At 71.7% G+C, this 17,248-nt stretch carries 11 protein-coding genes and 1 pseudogene; 6 read left to right on the forward strand and 6 right to left on the reverse strand.

Annotation, left to right across the window (positions count from 1 at the left end; translation table 11 throughout):
* Positions 1 to 3: 3 nt before the first annotated feature.
* The 4 genes from OHA99_RS35560 (at position 4) to OHA99_RS35575 (ending at position 4,713) form a co-directional block, all read left to right on the forward strand.
* Entirely contained in the window at positions 4 to 1,098 is a 1,095-nt protein-coding gene (locus OHA99_RS35560; RefSeq protein ID WP_153181526.1) for an ABC transporter substrate-binding protein, read from the forward strand.
* Positions 1,099 to 1,164: 66 nt separating this feature from the next.
* A complete protein-coding gene (locus OHA99_RS35565) occupies positions 1,165 to 2,727 on the forward strand; it encodes a sugar ABC transporter ATP-binding protein (protein ID WP_153181527.1) in 1,563 nt (520 codons plus the stop codon).
* A complete protein-coding gene (locus OHA99_RS35570; protein ID WP_108989859.1) occupies positions 2,720 to 3,682 on the forward strand; it encodes an ABC transporter permease in 963 nt (320 codons plus the stop codon). Before OHA99_RS35565 ends, OHA99_RS35570 begins: the two co-directional genes overlap by 8 nt.
* Positions 3,679 to 4,713 (forward strand): ABC transporter permease, encoded by a 1,035-nt coding sequence (locus tag OHA99_RS35575; RefSeq protein WP_153181528.1) that lies wholly within the window; start codon positions 3,679 to 3,681, stop codon positions 4,711 to 4,713. Before OHA99_RS35570 ends, OHA99_RS35575 begins: the two co-directional genes overlap by 4 nt.
* Before the next feature lie 468 nt (positions 4,714 to 5,181).
* On the opposite strand, the gene OHA99_RS35580 is transcribed toward OHA99_RS35575, so the two are convergent.
* Positions 5,182 to 8,463, reverse strand: coding sequence for a LamG-like jellyroll fold domain-containing protein (locus OHA99_RS35580; protein ID WP_405698834.1), 3,282 nt, complete (start codon positions 8,461 to 8,463; stop codon positions 5,182 to 5,184).
* Positions 8,464 to 8,995: 532 nt separating this feature from the next.
* On the opposite strand from OHA99_RS35580, the pseudogene OHA99_RS35585 reads away from it, so the two are divergent.
* A pseudogene (locus OHA99_RS35585) lies at positions 8,996 to 10,636 on the forward strand (TlrC/CarA/OleB/SrmB family ABC-F type ribosomal protection protein); the annotation flags it as partial.
* 100 nt (positions 10,637 to 10,736) lie between these two features.
* Here the strand turns inward: OHA99_RS35585 and OHA99_RS35590 are convergent.
* The gene (locus tag OHA99_RS35590) at positions 10,737 to 11,429 is read right to left on the reverse strand and encodes a response regulator transcription factor (RefSeq protein WP_153181530.1); all 693 of its coding nucleotides are present in this window, start codon (positions 11,427 to 11,429) and stop codon (positions 10,737 to 10,739) included.
* Positions 11,430 to 12,623, reverse strand: a complete 1,194-nt coding sequence (locus OHA99_RS35595) for a sensor histidine kinase (protein WP_405698836.1) — start codon at positions 12,621 to 12,623, stop codon at positions 11,430 to 11,432. It abuts the gene before it with no gap.
* A 188-nt stretch (positions 12,624 to 12,811) separates the two neighbouring features.
* On the opposite strand from OHA99_RS35595, the gene OHA99_RS35600 reads away from it, so the two are divergent.
* The gene (locus OHA99_RS35600; protein WP_405698837.1) at positions 12,812 to 14,281 is read left to right on the forward strand and encodes an alpha/beta hydrolase; all 1,470 of its coding nucleotides are present in this window, start codon (positions 12,812 to 12,814) and stop codon (positions 14,279 to 14,281) included.
* A 25-nt stretch (positions 14,282 to 14,306) separates the two neighbouring features.
* Here the strand turns inward: OHA99_RS35600 and OHA99_RS35605 are convergent, their stop codons facing one another.
* The 3 genes from OHA99_RS35605 to OHA99_RS35615 form a co-directional block, all read right to left on the reverse strand.
* On the reverse strand, positions 14,307 to 15,779 hold the full coding sequence (locus OHA99_RS35605; RefSeq protein WP_153181532.1) for an oxygenase MpaB family protein: 1,473 nt from the start codon (positions 15,777 to 15,779) through the stop codon (positions 14,307 to 14,309).
* On the reverse strand, positions 15,776 to 16,486 hold the full coding sequence (uppS, locus tag OHA99_RS35610) for a polyprenyl diphosphate synthase (protein WP_265592418.1): 711 nt from the start codon (positions 16,484 to 16,486) through the stop codon (positions 15,776 to 15,778). Before uppS ends, OHA99_RS35605 begins: the two co-directional genes overlap by 4 nt.
* A gap of 279 nt (positions 16,487 to 16,765) precedes the next feature.
* Positions 16,766 to 17,194, reverse strand: a complete 429-nt coding sequence (locus OHA99_RS35615; RefSeq protein ID WP_153181534.1) for a VOC family protein — start codon at positions 17,192 to 17,194, stop codon at positions 16,766 to 16,768.
* Positions 17,195 to 17,248 lie beyond the last annotated feature (54 nt).

Below are 17,248 nucleotides of genomic sequence, written 5' to 3' on the forward strand. Positions count from 1 at the left end.
ACCATGCAGCGCACCACTTCCCGTCGTCCTCTCCTCGCCCGCCCCGTGGTCGTGGCCCTCGCCGCCGCGGTGGCTCTGACCGCGACCGCCTGCGCCAAGACGGAGGACGACACCGCGGACAACAAGCAGTCCGAGACGGCCGCCGGCGCCGAGCAGAAGGTCGCCACCCCGAAGCCCGGCAGCGAGACCTGCACCATCGACGCCTACGGCGCCGAGAAGATCGACCTGAAGAACGCCACCGTCGGCTTCTCCCAGTCGGAGAAGGAGGCCAACCCGTTCCGCATCGCCGAGACCCAGTCGATCAAGGACGAGGCGAAGAAGCGGGGCGTCAAGCTGCTGACGGCCAACGCCCAGTCGCAGTTCTCCAAGCAGATCAGCGACGTACAGAACCTGCTGGCCAAGGGCGCCGACCTCCTGGTGATCGCGCCGCTCAACTCCGACGGCTGGGACCCGGTGCTCCAGGCGGCCGCCGCCAAGAAGGTGCCGATCATCACGATCGACCGCAAGATCAACGCCGAGCCCTGCAAGGACTACGTCTCCTTCATCGCCTCCGACTTCGTCGAGCAGGGCAGGCGTGCCGCCGACCAGATGATCGAGGCGACGGGCGGCAAGGGCGAGGTCGCCATCCTGCTCGGCTCGGCCGGAAACAACGTCACCACCGAGCGGACCAAGGGGTTCAAGGAGCGGATCGCCGAGAAGGCCCCGGACCTGAAGGTGGTCTTCGAGCAGACCGGTGACTTCTCCCGCGAGAAGGGCCAGCAGGTCACCGAGCAGCTCATCCAGTCCAAGCCGGGCATCAAGGGCGTCTACGCCGAGAACGACGAGATGGGCCTCGGCGCGGTGACCGCCCTCAAGGGCGCGGGCAAGAAGGCCGGCGACGTCAAGATCGTCACGGTGGACGGCACCCGCAACGCCGTACAGGGCGTCGTGGACGGCTGGATCAGCGGTGTCATCGAGTCCAACCCGCGGTTCGGACCGCTGGCGTTCCAGACGCTGGACACCTTCACCAAGGGCGAGGAAGTCCCGCAGGACATCATCATCGAGGACGGCGCCTACAACGCGGACAACGCCAAGCAGGACATCGGCAAGGCCTACTGACCCTCCTCCGGGGCCCGGACACCCGGGCCCCGGCCCCCCTTCACCACTTCTTTCCTGGAGGCACAGGTGGCACCCCCCGCCGAAGTCCTCGCCGTCCGCGGACTCAGCAAGACCTTCCCCGGCGTCCGGGCCCTGGACGACGTGGACCTCACCCTGCACCCCGGCGAGGTGCACGCCCTCATCGGCGAGAACGGCGCCGGCAAGTCGACCCTCATCAAGCTCCTCACCGGCGTCTACCGGCCCGACGCGGGTGACATCACCTTCCAGGGCCGCAAGGTCTCCTTCGCCACCCCGCTGGAGGCGCAGAAGGCCGGCATCTCGACCATCTACCAAGAGGTCAACCTCATCCCGCTGCTGAGCGTGGCCCGCAACCTCTTCCTGGGCCGCGAGCCGCGCAACCGCTTCGGCATGCTGGACGTGGCCCGCATGAACCGCGAGGCCGAGGAGGTGCTCGGCACGTACGGCGTCCGGGTGGACGTGCGGCAGCCACTGCGCACCCTCGGCGTCGGCGCCCAGCAGATGGTCGCCCTGGCCCGCGCCGTGGCGACGGACGCCCGGATCGTCGTCATGGACGAGCCGACCTCCTCGCTCGAACCGCGCGAGGTGGAGACCCTGTTCTCGGTGATCCGGCGCCTGCGCGACGCGGGCATCGCCGTCGTGTACGTCAGTCACCGCCTGGACGAGCTCTACGCCATGTGCAGCACCGTCACCGTGCTGCGCGACGGGCGCCGCGTCCACCACGGCCCCCTGGCCGACCTGGACCGCCTCGCGCTGGTGTCCACCATGCTGGGCCGGGACCTCGGCGACGTCCGGGAGGAGGGTGCGACGAAGTTCTCCGGCGACCACCAGGCCGCCGACACCCGGCCCGTCCTCCAGGCCGAGGGCCTCACGGTCCCGCACAAGCTGCACGACGTCTCCCTGAGCATCCGCCCGGGGGAGGTCGTCGGCCTGGGCGGCCTGCTCGGCTCGGGACGCACCGAAACGGCGAAGGCCGTCTCCGGTGCGCTCGCGAGGAGTTCGGGCCGGGTCACGGTGGCCGGCGTGCCGCTGCGCGGCGGTTCCACCCCGGCGGCCATCCGCGCGGGGATCAGCCTCCTGCCCGAGGACCGCAAGAGCGAGGGCATCGTCCCCGGCCTGTCGGTCCGGGAGAACATCGCGCTCGCCGCGCTGCCCCGCCTCTCCCGCTTCGGCCTGGTCTCCGAGGCCCGCGTCGACAGCATCGTGGACACCTTCGTCGAACGGCTGCGCATCAAGGCGTCCTCCCCGCACCAGAAGGTCGGCGAGCTGTCCGGCGGCAACCAGCAGAAGGTGCTCCTCGCCCGCTGGCTGGCCATGAACCCCAAGGTGCTGCTCCTGGACGAGCCCACCCGCGGCATCGACGTCGGCGCCAAGGCCGAGGTCCAGAAACTCGTCGACGAACTGGCCGCCGACGGCCTGGGCGTCCTGCTCATCTCCTCCGACCTGGAGGAACTGATCGAAGGGTCCGACCGCGTGGTCGTACTGAAGGACGGTGCGGTCGTCGGCGAACTGACCGGCGACGACGTCACCGAGGAGAAGCTGATGCGCACCATCGCCGGCGGCGGCGACCCGGCGCACGACGCGGCGAAGGAGGCGGCCACCGATGGCTGAGGCAACCCTCCGCACCCCGCCACTGGACCGGGCCCGCGTCCTGCAGTGGTTGCAGACCTACGGCGTGTACGCCGGCGTGGCGCTGCTCCTGGTCGTCAACATCGTCATCACCCCGCACTTCATGTCCGCGGAGAACTTCCGCACCCAGGCCGTCCAGGTCGCGCCCGTCATCATCGTCGCGCTCGGCATGGCCCTGGTCATCGGCACCGAGGGCGTGGACCTGTCGGTCGGCGCGGTGATGGCCCTGGCGGCCTCGGTGACGGCCCTCTACCTCGGCTACGGTCTGCTGCCCGCCCTGCTGGTGGTGGCCCTGTTCGCCGCCGGTGTGGGGCTGGCCAACGGGGCGCTCGTCGCGTTCATCGGCGTCCAGCCCATCGTGGCCACGCTGGCCCTCATGGTCGGTGGCCGGGGGCTGGCCCTCGTCCTGCTCCCGCAGTTGGAGGACCTGCGCAACCCGGCCCTCGCCTCCCTCGGCTCCGGTGGCGTCGCCGGCATTCCGTACCTGATCCTGATCGCCGCCGCGCTGGCGCTGCTGGTCGCCTTCGTGGTGCGCCGCACCACCTTCGGCCGCCAGCTCCTGGCCATCGGCGACAGCCGCCCCGCCGCCCAGCTCGCCGGCCTCCCGGTACGACGCGTACTGATCATCGTGTACGTCGCCTGCGCGCTGCTGGCCGCGGTGGCGGGCGTGCTGGCCACCGCACGCCTCCAGGCCAGCGACCCGACCTCGCTCGGCAACCTGATGGAACTGTCCGCCATCACCGCCGTCGTCGTCGGCGGCACCCCGCTGACCGGAGGCCGCGTCAACATCGCCGGCACCGTGGCCGGAGCGGTGCTCATCCAGTTGCTCACCGCCACGCTGATCAAGCACGATCTGCCGCCCTCGTGGACCCAGATCGCCCAGGCCATAGTGATCGTGTGCGCGGTCTACGCGGCACGGGGACGGGGGAAGCGATGACCGCCACCAAGACGGACGCACCCGTGACCACCGCGAGCGACGAACCGGCGGACGCCACCGCACCGGTGGGCTCCGCCCGCTCCGAGCGGCTGAGCGCCCTCGTCCAGCAGCACGGCGCCCTGGCGGTGCTGGTGCTCGTCTCGATCGTCGCCTCCTTCAGCTTCGACTCGTTCGCCACCGGCGACAACGTCTCGAACATGGCCACCGGTTCGGCCTTCCTCGCGATCGTCGCCCTCGGCATGACCTTCGTCATCGTCACCGGTGGCATCGACCTGTCCGTAGGATCCCTGTTCGCCCTCGGCGGCGTGCTGGCGGCCTGGGGCTCACGGCACGGCACCCTGGTGGCGCTGCTGCTGCCCCTCGTCGTCTGCGGCCTGATCGGCGTCGTCAACGGCCTGCTGGTGGCCCGCTCCCGGCTGGCTCCCTTCATCGTCACGCTGGCCGCCATGCTGGGGGCGCGCGGACTGATGCTCGCCATCACCGACGAGGGTGCCAACACGTACCTGATCGGCAAGGGTTCGTTCCTCGCCGAACTCGGTCAGGGCACCACGCTCGGCCTGGGCAACCCCGTGTGGATCACGCTGGCGCTGTTCGCGGCGGGGGCCGTGGTGCTGCGCCGGACCCGCTTCGGGCAGCACGTGTACGCGGTCGGCGGCAACGAGGACGCCGCCGCGCTGATGGGCGTACCGGTCGCCCGCACCAAGATCGCCGTCTACACCCTGTCCGGGGCGCTGGCGGGCCTGGCCGGCGCCCTCAACGCCGCCTGGCTCGCCTCCGGGGTGACGATCCTCGGCAACGGCATGGAACTGGACGCCATCTCCGCCGTCGTCATCGGCGGCACGCTGCTCACCGGCGGCCTCGGCTACGTCAGCGGTTCCCTGGTCGGTGTCCTGCTCCTCAAGGTCATCCAGAACATCATCAACCAGATCGGGTCCCTCGACTCCTCCTACCAACTCGTCGTCAGCGGAGCCTTCCTGGCCCTCGTCGTGATCGCCCAGACCTGGCTGGGACGCAGACGCCAACTCGTGTGACGGTCCCCGGACGCGGCAGCCGTGCCTCTCGCAGGCCGGCTGCCGCGTCTTTGTGTACGCCGCCGCGGTGCGGATCGCCAGCCCCGCAGCCGACCTGGTCCACGGCTCCGGAACCGTCCTTGGTGGCGGACGTCGCGACCGTCTTTAGTGCCGGACCACGCGATCGTCCTTGGTGCCGGACTGCGTGACCGTCCTCGGTGGCGGACCGCGCGACCGTCCTTGCTGCTGGACCGCGCCCACCGTCCTCGGCCCCCGGGCCGTTGCACCGCGTCACCGGGACCGCCTCTCGTGCCGCGCCCCTCTTCGGCCCGCACGGCGACCGGGACGGCGTCGGCGCCGGGGGCCTCGGTATCCCGCCGGGCCGACCCGGCCCGGCCCGCGGGCACGCGGAGCGGCCCCGGCGGAAGGCTCCTCGCCTTCCGCCGGGGCCGTCCGGTGCTGCCGGTGCCCTCGGTGCCGTGCCGCCGGTTACGGCTTCTCGGCCTCGTGCAGGGCGCTCACCTCCTCGCCGGTGAGGGCCTTGTCGTAGGCGTGGACCTCGTCGACGGAACCGTTCCAGAAGTCGGTGGCCGAGCCGCCCCACTGGGCGCGGCCCACGGTCAGGCCCCCGGTGCTCTGGTAGGCCGGTCCTGCGGTGGAGGTCGCCGCCAGGTCGCCGTCGACGTAGAGACGGATCTCGTTGCTCGCGGCGTCCTTCACCCCGACCAGGTGGTACCAGCGGCCCGTCTCGGGGGTGGTTTCCAGCCGGGCACGCTGCTCACCGGGGGTGCTGAAGGCGAAGGCGCCCTGGCCGTACTGGAGGTAGAAGGGGCTGGCCTGGCGCCGGGTGTCCTGGCTGACCGCGGTCGCGTAGTTGCCGGGCAGCGCGTCGAGCGTCACCCAAGCGGAGACCGAGTAGCTGCCGGTGGTGTCGAGCACCGGTCCGTCGGTCTCGGCGGCCTGGCCCTGCCCGTCGAACTTCAGCGCGGTGCCGCTGACACCGCTGGTCCAGGCGGCGCCGCCGGTGAGCGTCAGGGGCTTCGCGTTCGGGCCCGAGTCCTTCGCGGTGGTGCCGGCGCCCTCGTCGAGGGACCAGGAGCCACCGCCCTTCAGGTCGCCTTCCCGGCCGGCCGCGGCGCCGGCCGCGATGACCTTGCGGTTGATCTCACGGACGGGGGCCGGATCGACCTTGATCTCCCGACGGTCGTACGTGTAGAGGCCGTTGAGCTCGTTCTCCAGGTCGGTGATCTGCGTGTACACCGATCCGGACAGCTCGGCGCCGGCCTGGTCGAGGTAGTACTTCTCGGTGTTCTCGACGTACTTGCGGGTCAGCGCCGCCTTGTCGTCGACACCGCTGTAGATCACGGTCGGCGCGCCCGGCCACATGTGCCCGGGGGTGCGCAGTGTGAAGCCGCCGTGCTCACCGTCCATCGCGGCCCGCTGCTCGTCCGGCCAGGCCGGGTCGGTGTTGTTGTAGTCGTGGTGGTCGACGATGTCGCCCTTGCCGGAGTCGCCCTTCGAGTTGCAGCAGTTCACACCGCTGTGGGCGTTGACGATCCGGGACGGGTCGGCGGCCTTCACCGACTCGGCGATCCGGCCGGTCTCCTCACGGTTCCACTCGCCCCAGCCCTCGTTGAAGACGATCCAGCCGATCACCGAGGGGGAGTTGTGGTGCTGGCGCATCATCTCCCTGCCCTGGTCGACGAAGGCACGCTGACCGGAGGTGTTGGTGATGTTGCCGGACACGAAGTCCTGCCAGACCAGCAGGCCGAGTCGGTCCGCGTGGTAGAACCAGCGCGGGGACTCCACCTTGATGTGCTTGCGCACGGCGTTGAAGCCCAGCTCCTTGTGTGCCTTCAGGTCGAAGGCGAGGGCCTCGTCGCTCGGCGCGGTGTACAGACCGTCGGGCCAGAAGCCCTGGTCGAGGGTGGCCAGCGAGAAGATCGGCTCACCGTTGAGCACGAGCTTCTGGTAGCCGCCGACGTTCTCGACGCCGATCTCGCGCATGCCGAAGTAGCTGTCGATGCGGTCCGTCGACCGCCCGTCCGTGAGCTTGACGTCGAGGTCGTACAGGTAGGGGTCGTCCGGGCTCCACAGGTGCTGCTTCGCCACCGGCAGACGCAACTCCTCGTTGGCCGGCCCGTTGACCCTGCCGACGACCCTGCCGTGCTTGTCGCGGGCGACGGCCTCGACGCGTGCCCGCGCGGACGCCTTGCCGGACCGGACGTTCACCGCGAGGGTGCCGGAGTCGATGTCGGGCGTGGTGACCACGTTGTCGATGGCCGTCTCGGCGACGGGCTCCATCCACACCGTCTGCCAGATGCCCGAGCTCTGGGTGTAGAAGATGCCACCCGGGTTGGTGGACTGCTTGCCCATCGGCTGGTTCGCGCCACCGGTGTCGGTGACCGCGACCACGACCTCCTGCCGGCCCTTGCTCTTCAGCGCGTCCGTGATGTCGGCGCTGAACGCGTTGTAGCCGCCGGTGTGTTCGGCGACCTTCCGGCCGTTCACCCACACCGTGGCCCGGTAGTCGACGGCGCCGAAGTTGAGTTTCAGCCGGTTGTCGCGGCCGCTCTTGCCGACCTTCCAGCTCTTGGGCACGTCGATGAGCTTGCGGTAGAACATGTGGTCCTCGTGGCGCTCCAGACCGGAGAGCTGCGACTCCACCGGGAACGGCACGATGATCTTCTCGTCGAGGTCCTTGCCGAAGACGGGCTGCTCGCCCGCGTCGGCACCGCTGAACTGCCAGGGGCCGTTGAGGTTCTTCCACCGGGCGCGGACCTGCTGCGGACGCGGGTACTCCGGCAGCGGGCGCTTCTCGTCCAGTCTGTCGCCCCACTTGGTGGTGAGGCGGTGCGTGGAGTCGTTCTGTGCCCAGCGGACGATCCTCGGCACGGTCTCGCCGCCGGAGGTCAGGTTGCCGGCGCCGTCGTAGGTGAGTTTGACCTGCTGGTTCTGCTGGATCGGCTCCGACAGCGTGATCAGCAGGGAGTTGCGGTCGCCGCGGGCGGTGGAGACCGACTTGACCGGCATCGGCGTCGTGTCGGACTCGACCTCGAGGTGCTCGGCCAGAGACTTCAGGTCACCGCCGACCCTGCCCTCGAAGCGGGCCCGCACCTGCCGCCCGTCCTCGGTGACGGACGGCTCCACCGGGTAGACCTCGAAGCCGTCCGGCGGGGTGAACGCCGACTGCGGCACGACCTGCTTGGCCAGCGTGGGCGTCGACCAGCGCAGGAACATGTTGGCGCCGCCGGTGTCCTGGAACATCTCCAGGCGGAAGTCGTGCTGCTCGCCCGCGGCCAGACGGACCGGCGCGCTCGTCTGCTCGTTGTCCCAGTCCCCCTCCCAGTGGTCGATGACCGCTTCGCCGTCGATGAAGAGCCGGAAGCCGTTGTCGCCCGAGGCGTAGAACGTGTAGTCGCCGGTGGCGGGAGCCTCGATACTGCCCGTCCAGCGGGCGGTGGTGTGCTCCGTCCTCCCGGTGAGCTCCTGGAACGTGCTGGTCAGCCCGGAGAAGTTGATCTGCGGGTCGAGCAGGGTGCCGCCGAGCTCGGCGAAGTCCCTCGCGCCCGGGGCCGACATGCTGAAGTACTCGCCCTTCAGGCCGTGCACCTCGACGGCGGCCCGGTCGCTGGACGAGGCGGAGGGTGTCTTCGCGGCCGGTTCCGCGGCCGACGCGACGGATGTCAGGGCACTGGTGGGCAGAACGAGGGCCGCCGCCGTCAGCAGTGCCCACACTCTGGTCTGGGGGAGGGTGCGTTGTCTCGTCATCGAACCTTCTCGCACAGGGGGACTGGACCGGGACCGCTGGAGGAGGACGTCGGGCGAACTGCCGCCGCCCATAGGGGGAGCAGCACTCCCGACACTCCGAAAGAAGCACCTCTTCCAACGTTGGAAATCCCGCGACAAGCCGAATGACAACACGCTCCCCGACGACTGTCCAGACCTCGCGCACGCGTCGCTCCGCTCGAGCAGGGACCCGACACCGGCGTGTGCGGGCGTGAGGGGAGCCGGTGCCGCTGGTGAGCCAGTGATGGTTCATGGGCGATCAAGTCGCCCGATGGTGCTGAATATTGGGAGTCTGAGAGCGTTTCCGTTCGAGTCTGCTCCGTGCTCCAGCAAGGCGAGACGTATCGTCTTGTCAACGTGCTCGCCGTGGCGTACCGTCCTCCGCATGGGTTCCCTGTGAGATCACCGGCGCCGACGGCGTGGAGCACCGCTCCGCCGTCGCCGCGCCTCGCCGTGCAGCCATTCACCCCTGATCCGGCCGGGACGCAACACACCGGCCAGGAGGGACCCGAACTTGCACACCTCACAACTCACCCTCGACCACGTCACCAAGCACTACGCCGGCCGCACCGTCCTGGACCAGGTCTCCTTCACGCTGAAGCCGGGCGAGAAGGCCGGGCTCATCGGTGACAACGGCGCCGGCAAGTCCACCCTCCTCAGGATCGTCGCCGGTCAGGAGCGCCCCGACAGCGGTGAGGCGACCGTGACCGCCGCCGGCGGCGTCGGCTGCCTGCCGCAGGCCCTCCCCCTGCCCCCGACCGCCACCGTCCAGGACGCCGTCGACCTGGCTCTCGCGGACCTGCGCGCTCTGGAGGCGGAACTGCGCCGGGCCGAGCAGGCGCTCGGGGACGGAGAGGACCCGGCGGCGCTCGCCGCGTACGCCGCCCTCCTCGCGCGCTACGAGGCCCGGGGCGGCTACGACGCCGACCACCGCGTGGACATCGCGCTGTACCATCTCGGCCTGCCCGGGCTCGGCCGTGAACGCCGCCTCGGCACCCTCTCCGGAGGCGAACGCTCCCGTCTCGCCCTGGCCGGCGTCCTCGCCGGCCGCCCGGAGGTCCTGCTGCTCGACGAGCCGACGAACGACCTGGACGACCAGGCCGTGGAATGGCTGGAGGCCCAACTGCGGGCGCACCGCGGCACGGTGCTCGCTGTCACCCACGACCGCGTTTTCCTGGAGCGACTGACCAGCACGGTCCTCGAGGTCGAGGCGGGACGGGTCACCCGCTACGGCGACGGATACACCGGCTACCGCACGGCGAAGGCGGCGGAGCGCCGCCGCAGGCTGCGGGAGTACGAGGAGTGGCGCTGCGAGCTCGCTCGCAACGAGCGGCTGGCCGCCGGCCACGCGGTCCGCCTCGGCGCCATCCCGCGCAAGGCGTCGTTGGCCAACTTCGGACACGGCGGCTTCCGGGCGCGGGGCCGGGCGCACGGCGCGATGGCCCGCATCCGCAACGCCCGCGAGCGGGTCGACCGGCTGACCGGGAACCCGGTGGCACCGCCGCCGGCCCCGCTCGTCTTCACGGCGCGGACGGGAACCCCCGGGGAAGTCGCGACGGGCACCGGGAGCACTTCCGAGGCGCTGCCGGTCGCTTCGGAGGAGCTGCCCGCTGTACAGCTGTCGGACGTGCGGGTGGGTGACCGCCTCCGCCTGGGCTCCCTCGCCCTCGCCCGCCGCGACCGGCTGCTCGTCACCGGCCCCAACGGCGCCGGCAAGACGACGCTGCTCAAGCTGCTCGCCGGTGAACTGCGGCCGGACGAGGGCTCCGTGCGGGTGCCGGGCCGGGTGGGGCATCTGCGCCAGGACGAGACGCGGTGGGCACCGGACCTGACGGTGACCGAGGCCTTCGGGCTGGGTCGCGTGGGCTCGGACGGCGAACACGCCGATGCCCTGCTCGCCCTCGGCCTCTTCCGCCCGGCGGAGCTGCGCCGGCGGATGGGCGAGCTGTCGTACGGTCAGCGCCGCCGGGTGGATCTGGCTCGACTGGTCTCGGAGCCCGCCGACCTCCTGCTGCTGGACGAGCCGACGAACCACCTGTCTCCGGCGCTGGTCGAGGAGCTGGAGGAGGCGCTGACCGGGTACGCGGGGGCGATCGTGCTGGTCACACACGACCGCGCCCTGCGGAAGCGGTTCCAGGGACGGCACCTGGCACTGCCGGAGACCGCCCCTTCGGGCGCGGGGGTACCGACAGGTGCCCAGCCCGGGTCGCCTGCCGCCGGTCCGGGCGTGTCCTTCGGCGACTCGGTTGCCGTACTCACCGAACAACATCCTGATCCCCCGCGTCGCGGACCAGGAGCGCGATCTGGACCCGGTTCTCGAGGGCCAGCTTGGCGAACAGACTGCCGGTGTGCGCCTTGACCGTCGCGACGGTGATGCGCAGCCGCTCGGCGATCTGCTGGTTGTTGAGTCCGTCCGCGATGGCCCGGGCGGTCTCCCGCTCCCGCTCGGTCAGCCGGGACAGCCGCTCGCGCGCGACCTCGCGGGAACGGTCGCGCAGGTGCCCGGAGTCCGGTCCCGTGGCGGCGGCGATCACTCGTGCCGTGGCCGCCGGCGACAGCGCCGGGTTTCCGTCCGCGACGGTCCGCACCGCGTCGAGGATGCGTGCGGGCGGCGTGTCCTTGAGGACGAAACCGAGCGCCCCGGCACGCAGCGCCCCGAGCACCAGGTCGTCGGAGTCGAAGGTGGTCAGCATCAGCACCCGTGGCGGTGCCGGACGCGTGAGCAGTTCCCGGGCCGTGTCCAGGCCGTCCCGGCCCGGCATCCGTACGTCCATCAGCACCACGTCGGGCCGCTGCTCCTCCACCACCCTGACAGCGGCGTTCCCGTCGGCCGCCTCCGCCACGACGGTCAGGTCCGGTTCACCGTCGATGACCAGCCGCAGCGCCATGCGCACCAGTTGCTCGTCGTCGACGACGACGATCCGTACGGGATCCCGTCGGCCTTCCATTCATGCGCCCCTTTCGTGGCGGTGGGCGGGACCGTCCCGCCAGGGCAGTCGCGCGGTGAGCAGGTACCCGCCGTCGGGAGTGGGGCGGTGGCCGAGCTCACCGCCGGCGACGGTGACCCGTTCGCCGAGGCCCAGCAGCCCGAAGCCGGAGAGCGGCGGCCGAGCGGTGCGTACGGGCGCCGGTCCGTTGCGGACGCCGATGTCGAGGTTCCCGCCCGCGGCACCCCCGAGGGTGACCCGCACGACAGCGCCGGGGGCGTGCTTGGCGGCGTTCGTCAGCGCCTCCTGGACGATCCGGTAGCACGTCCGTCCGACGCCGTCGGGCGGGGCCGCGGTCACGGTGCTGGTGAGCCTGACGTCGAGACCCGAGGCGCGGGCGTCGGCCACCAGGTCGGGAACACGGTCGAGGGAGGGCTGCGGAGGTTCCGGCCGGCCGGGGTCGGCGCGGAGCACGCCGAGGACCTCCCGCAGTTCCTCCAGTGCCTGGTGGGCCCCCTCGGCGATGCCGCGGACCAGGACGCGGCTCTCCTCGGCCGCCAGATCGCCGCGGTGGTCGAGGACCCCGGCCTGCATGGCGACCAGGGAGATGCGGTGCGCGAGCACGTCGTGCATCTCGCGGGCGATACGGTTGCGTTCCAGGGCCCGGGCCTGCGCGGCCCGCGCGCTCTGCTCCCGTTCCGCGCTCTCCGCCCGTTCGCGCAGGGACCGTACCTCGACCCGCCGTGCCCCGACCGCCATGCCGGCGGCCACCGCGATCCCCGCGGTCAGCGCCGGCACCACGACCTGGACCCACCACAACGCGTCGGGCGAACTCGGCACCGGGTAGATCCATACGGCGAGCTGCGACGCCGTCACGTAGGCCAGGACGACGGCCCCGATCTCCGCCGGACGGCGGCGGGTGGCGACCGAGCACAGCGCCAGCAGCGCGGCGCCCGTGGCGAGCGCCGACACCGTAGAGGCGACGGTGACCGTCAGAGCGACCGCGAGGGGCCACCGCCGCCGCCACCGGAGCACCGCCAGGCAGCCCGCAGCCACCAGGGGATCGACGACGAGGACCCAGGGACCCGGGTCGCCGGACCGGCTCCGCAGCAGCGCGAGGGTGGAGAGCCAGACGGGCAGGCTCACCACCGCGGCCACCACCAGCCGCCACGCGTGCTGCCACGCTCCGAGCCGCGGTACGACGTCCGTATTCACCAGGCCATTGTCGCCACCCCGTGCGACCGGCGGATCAGACCGAGGGCGGACACGCCTTGGACCCAGGTCCAACCGGTGCCTCGCCCCGGGTCGTAGGCGGAGCCGGTCCGCCGGGCCGATGTGCCGGCCGCCCCCGGTGAACAGACTCGGTCACGTGCCAGAGCAAGCCCTCAACCGGAGGACACCCCATGCGCAGAAGCCTGTCCCTCGCTCTCACCGCCGTCGCGTTGACGGTGACCGCACTGCCGGCCTCGGCGGCGCCGTCGGCGGCCACGGCGCCACCGCCGCGGGGCACCTTGCAGTGGGGGCCGTGCCCCGAAGGTGCCTCGGCGCCGCGCCTGCGGTGCTCGACCCTCGAAGTCCCGCTGGACTACCGCGATCCGGACGGCCGCAAGATAGAGATCGCCGTCTCCCGGCTGGCCAGTGAGAAGCCGTCGCAGCGGCGCGGCGTCCTGCTGACCAACCCGGGCGGCCCCGGCGGCTCGGGCCTTGTCTATCCGGCCGTCCTCGCCGCTTCGGGGCTGCCGCAAAAGGTGCTGGACTCCTACGACATCATCGGCTTCGACCCGCGCGGTGTCGGCCGCAGCACGCCGGTGACCTGTGACCTGACGCGGGAGCAGCAGTGGCGCGGCAACTTCCCGCCGTACGCGCACACCGCGGCCGACGTCGCCCGGGAGGCCGGACCCGCGCGGAAGATCGCCGAGCAGTGCGGCGGTTCGCGGACGGTGTGGATGCTGCCGCACACGACCACCGCCAACACGGCACGCGACATGGACCGCATCCGGAGGGCCCTGGGCGAGCCGAAGGTGTCGTATCTCGGCGCCTCCTACGGCAGTTACCTGGGCGCGGTCTACGCGACGCTGTTCCCGCGGCACGGCGACCGGATCGTGCTCGACAGCAACATGGGGCCCGGCGGCTACGACGTCACGGCCATGCGGCTGTTCGCCCGGGGGATGGAAGACCGCTTCCCGGACTTCGCCGCCTTCGCCGCGGCGCATCCCGAATACGGTCTGGGCCGCACGCCGAAGCAGGTCACCGCCAAGTTCTTCGAGCTCGCCGAGCGGCTGGACGCGCATCCGGTCCAGAACGTCGACGGGGCCGCGTTCCGCGGCCACACCTTCGAAGGTCTCTACGTCGACGCCCTGATGCCCGAGCTCGCCGAGTTCTGGCAGGCGGTCGACACGGGCGGTCCGCTGCCGCTCCCGGAGCTGCCCACGAACCTGGAGAACCTCCTGGCCGCGCGTTTCGCCGTGGTCTGCGGTGACTCGCGCTGGCCGGGGACGGTCCGCGAGTACCAGCGCAACGTCGCCGTGGACCGGCGCGCATACCCGATGCTCGGCGGCTCCACGGCGAGCATCAACCCCTGCGCGTTCTGGCCCCGGGAGCGGACCGAGCCACCGGTGCGCATCACCGGCCGAGGCCCGTCGAACGTGCTGATGCTTCAGAACGAGCGCGACCCGGGTACGCCGCTGGCCGGCGCCCGGGAGCTGCGCCGGGCCTTCGGCGGGCGGGCCACGATGGTGACGGCCGACCAGGGCGGACACGGCGTCTATCCGTACGGCCGCAACACGTGCGCCAAGGATGCGGCGACCGGGTTCCTCACCACCGGGGAACGACCCGCGCGGGACCTCGCCTGCGCGGCGCAACCGGGCGAGTGAGTGAAACCCGGCACCACCACGCCACTCAGGCGTCTGTGAACAGGGGGTCGTACGGAGTGCTCGTACGGCGGGCCGACATGAAGGAGACGAAGTCGCCCACGAAGGCGCTCCTGCCGTAGGTCCCGTCGCCGGTGTCGAGGTCGCGGTGGAAGGCGGTGCGGAAGAGGGCCCGGTACTCGTCCGCGTCGATGGTGCCGTTGCCGTCCTCGTCGGCCGCGTCGAACAGGACCTCGGCGACGCGGATCAGCGCGGGCCCGGCGAGGGAGGGCACGGCGGCGGCGTACTCGTCGGCGCTGACGCGGCCGTCGCCGTCCGTGTCGAGCGCCTCCTGGAGTTCGCGCCACCAGGCGGCGAAGGCGTCGTAGAGCCGGGTCTCCTCGGGTTCTTCCAGATCCAGGCGCGTGGACAGTTCCCGGGCCATGGCCGCGAGGTCCGGCCAGTCGAGGTGGCCGTCGCCGGTCTGGTCGAGGACCTGGCGGAAGAACTCCCGCGCCGAGCGCCGCCCCTCGTGATCGCTTCCGGGCTCCGGGTCCGGACCGGGGGCGCCGCCCGGCGGGGTGATCAGGCGCAGCAGGGCCGAGGCCCGTTTCATGCGGCCGCGCAGGGCGGTCATGGTCCCGGCGGCGGGGTCGTCGGCCGCGGGGGAGCGCGTCAGCAGTTCGATGAGGTTCTCCGCGTCGAGCCAGCCCTCGGGCAGGAAGCGAGCCAGCCCGGCGGCAAGGTAGGCGCCCCGCATGACGGTCTGGGCACCGGGCATCTCCGGCAGGCCGGCCCGGCGTCGATACGCCTCCGGGAGGGAGGCGACGGTGATCGCGCCGAAGAGCGGTCCGGCCACGGCCCGGCCCGCCGCCCACACGGTCGGCGCACCGTCGAGCAGTGCCGGGGCCGGCAAGTGGTCGAAGAGCCGGTACAGGATGATGCGGGCCGCCTCGGTGTTCTCCAGTTCGTCCTCGACGACTCGGTCGAAGTAGCCCCAGAAGTCCTGGAGGCTTTCGGGGAGTTCCCCGGCGTCACCGTCGAGGGCGGCGAGGTACGCGCGGTACTCGGCGTACATCCGTTCCATCGTGTCCTGCTCGAGAGGCTGGCCGCTGAGCCGGCACATCGTGACGGCGCTCTCGAACAGGGTGGCGACCACCCAGGCGCGAGTGGCGCGGTCCATCGCGTCGTAGGGCCGGCCGCGGGAGTCCGTGCCGCTCATGCGTGCGTGCAGCCGATTGAGCCGGGCGGCCTCACGCTCGCGTACCGCGGGGTCTCCGCTGTACATGCGCCGCATGCTGAGGAGGGTGTTGCGCAGCCGCCGCCAGGGGTGGGCGACGAAGGTGGAGTTGTCGGCGAGGGCCGCACCGATCTGCGGGTGGGCGGCCTCCAGCACGGTCGCGCGGATGATGGCGAGGGCCCAGCGCGGGTCGTCGAAGAAGGCGTGGAACTGCGAACCCGGCCCGAACAGGGGCGGGTCGCCGGGACGCTCGGTGTCCGTGCGGCTCGTGTCGGTCGTCATCGTGGGTCTCCGTTGGTCCGGGTCGGCAGGCTGCCGAAGCGGCGGTCGCGGCACCGGTAGGTGCGCAGGCAGGCCAGGAAGTCGGGGGCTCGGAAGTCCGGCCAGAGCACTTCGGGGAACGTCCACTCGGCGTAAGCGACCTTCCAGAGCATGAAGTTGGAGATGCGCTGCTCGCCCGACGTGCGGATGGCCAGGTCCACGTCCGGGGTGTCGGGAAAGGGAAGGTGCTGGGCGAAGAGGTGCTCGGTCACCTCGCCCGCGGGCGTCCCGTTCCGGATGAGTGACCGGGCGGCCTCGACGATGTCCCTGCGCCCGCCGTGGTCGAAGGCCACGGTCAGCGTCATGCCCCGATTGCCGTCGGTCAACGTCGTCAGGTCGTCGAAGTCGCGGGCCAGTTCGCGGGGGATGCGCGGGTCGGTCACCCCGAGGAAGCGGCAGCGGATGCCGCGTGCCAGCAGGAGCGGCGCGTGCTTGCGCACCACCCGTCGGACGAGGCCCATCAGGTAGTCGACTTCCGCGCCGGGCCGGTTCCAGTTCTCGGTGGAGAAGGCGTACAGGGTGAGCCACTCGACACCCGCGGACCTGGCCGTCTCGATGATCTCGATGACGGTGGCCTCGGCGGCCCGGTGACCTGCCGTGCGCGGCAGGGAACGCCGCTGCGCCCAGCGGCCGTTCCCGTCCATCACGCAGGCCACGTGCCTGGGCACCGGGCGCGTGCCGGACCCGGTGCCTCGACCGGCCGGCCCGTCGCTTCGCCCGTCGGGGTCCACCGTGGCCGGTGCCACCCCACCCGGAGCCGTACGTCCGCCAGCGCCGTGCTCGTTCACGCCCCACCCCGCCTCGCCCACGCCCCCACCGGCGCGTTCCCTACCGGGATCTTGGCAGCGGCACGTGCCCCGGCAGGCGGATCCGGGAAGTCGTCACCCTTGGTTCATGCGTCCGAGTCGACGACACGGCCGTATCCCCCCGCCCACAGCCGGGGGCGCTCAGTCGATACAGAACTCGTTGCCCTCGATGTCCAGCATCGGAATGCACGCGTCGTTGCCGTCGTACAGGGTTCGCACGTGTACCGCGCCGAGCGGAACCAGCCGGGCCCGTTCGGCGTCGAGTGCGGCCAGGCGCTCGGCGCCCACGAGGCCGGTGCCCACCCGCACGTCGAGGTGCACCCGGTTCTTGGCGGCCTTTCCCTCGGGGACCCGCTGGAAGTACAGTCGCGGGCCGACGCCCGTGGGGTCGGCGCACGCGAACCACGCACCGCGCCGCTCGGGCGGCTGCGCACTCCAGTAGTCGTCCCAGGTGCCGAATTCCCCGGGAGGCGGTGGTACGACGTACCCCAGGACCTCGCACCAGAAGCGGGCGAGGCGCTCGGGTTCCGCGCAGTCGAAGGTGACTTGGAACTTCCTGATCGTCGGCATCGACGCACCCTACCGACATCCGGAAGCCGCACCGGGCTCCGCGGCGACTTCCTC

It is taken from the genome of Streptomyces coelicoflavus, assembly GCF_045041415.1.
Lineage (GTDB): Bacteria > Actinomycetota > Actinomycetes > Streptomycetales > Streptomycetaceae > Streptomyces > Streptomyces coelicoflavus.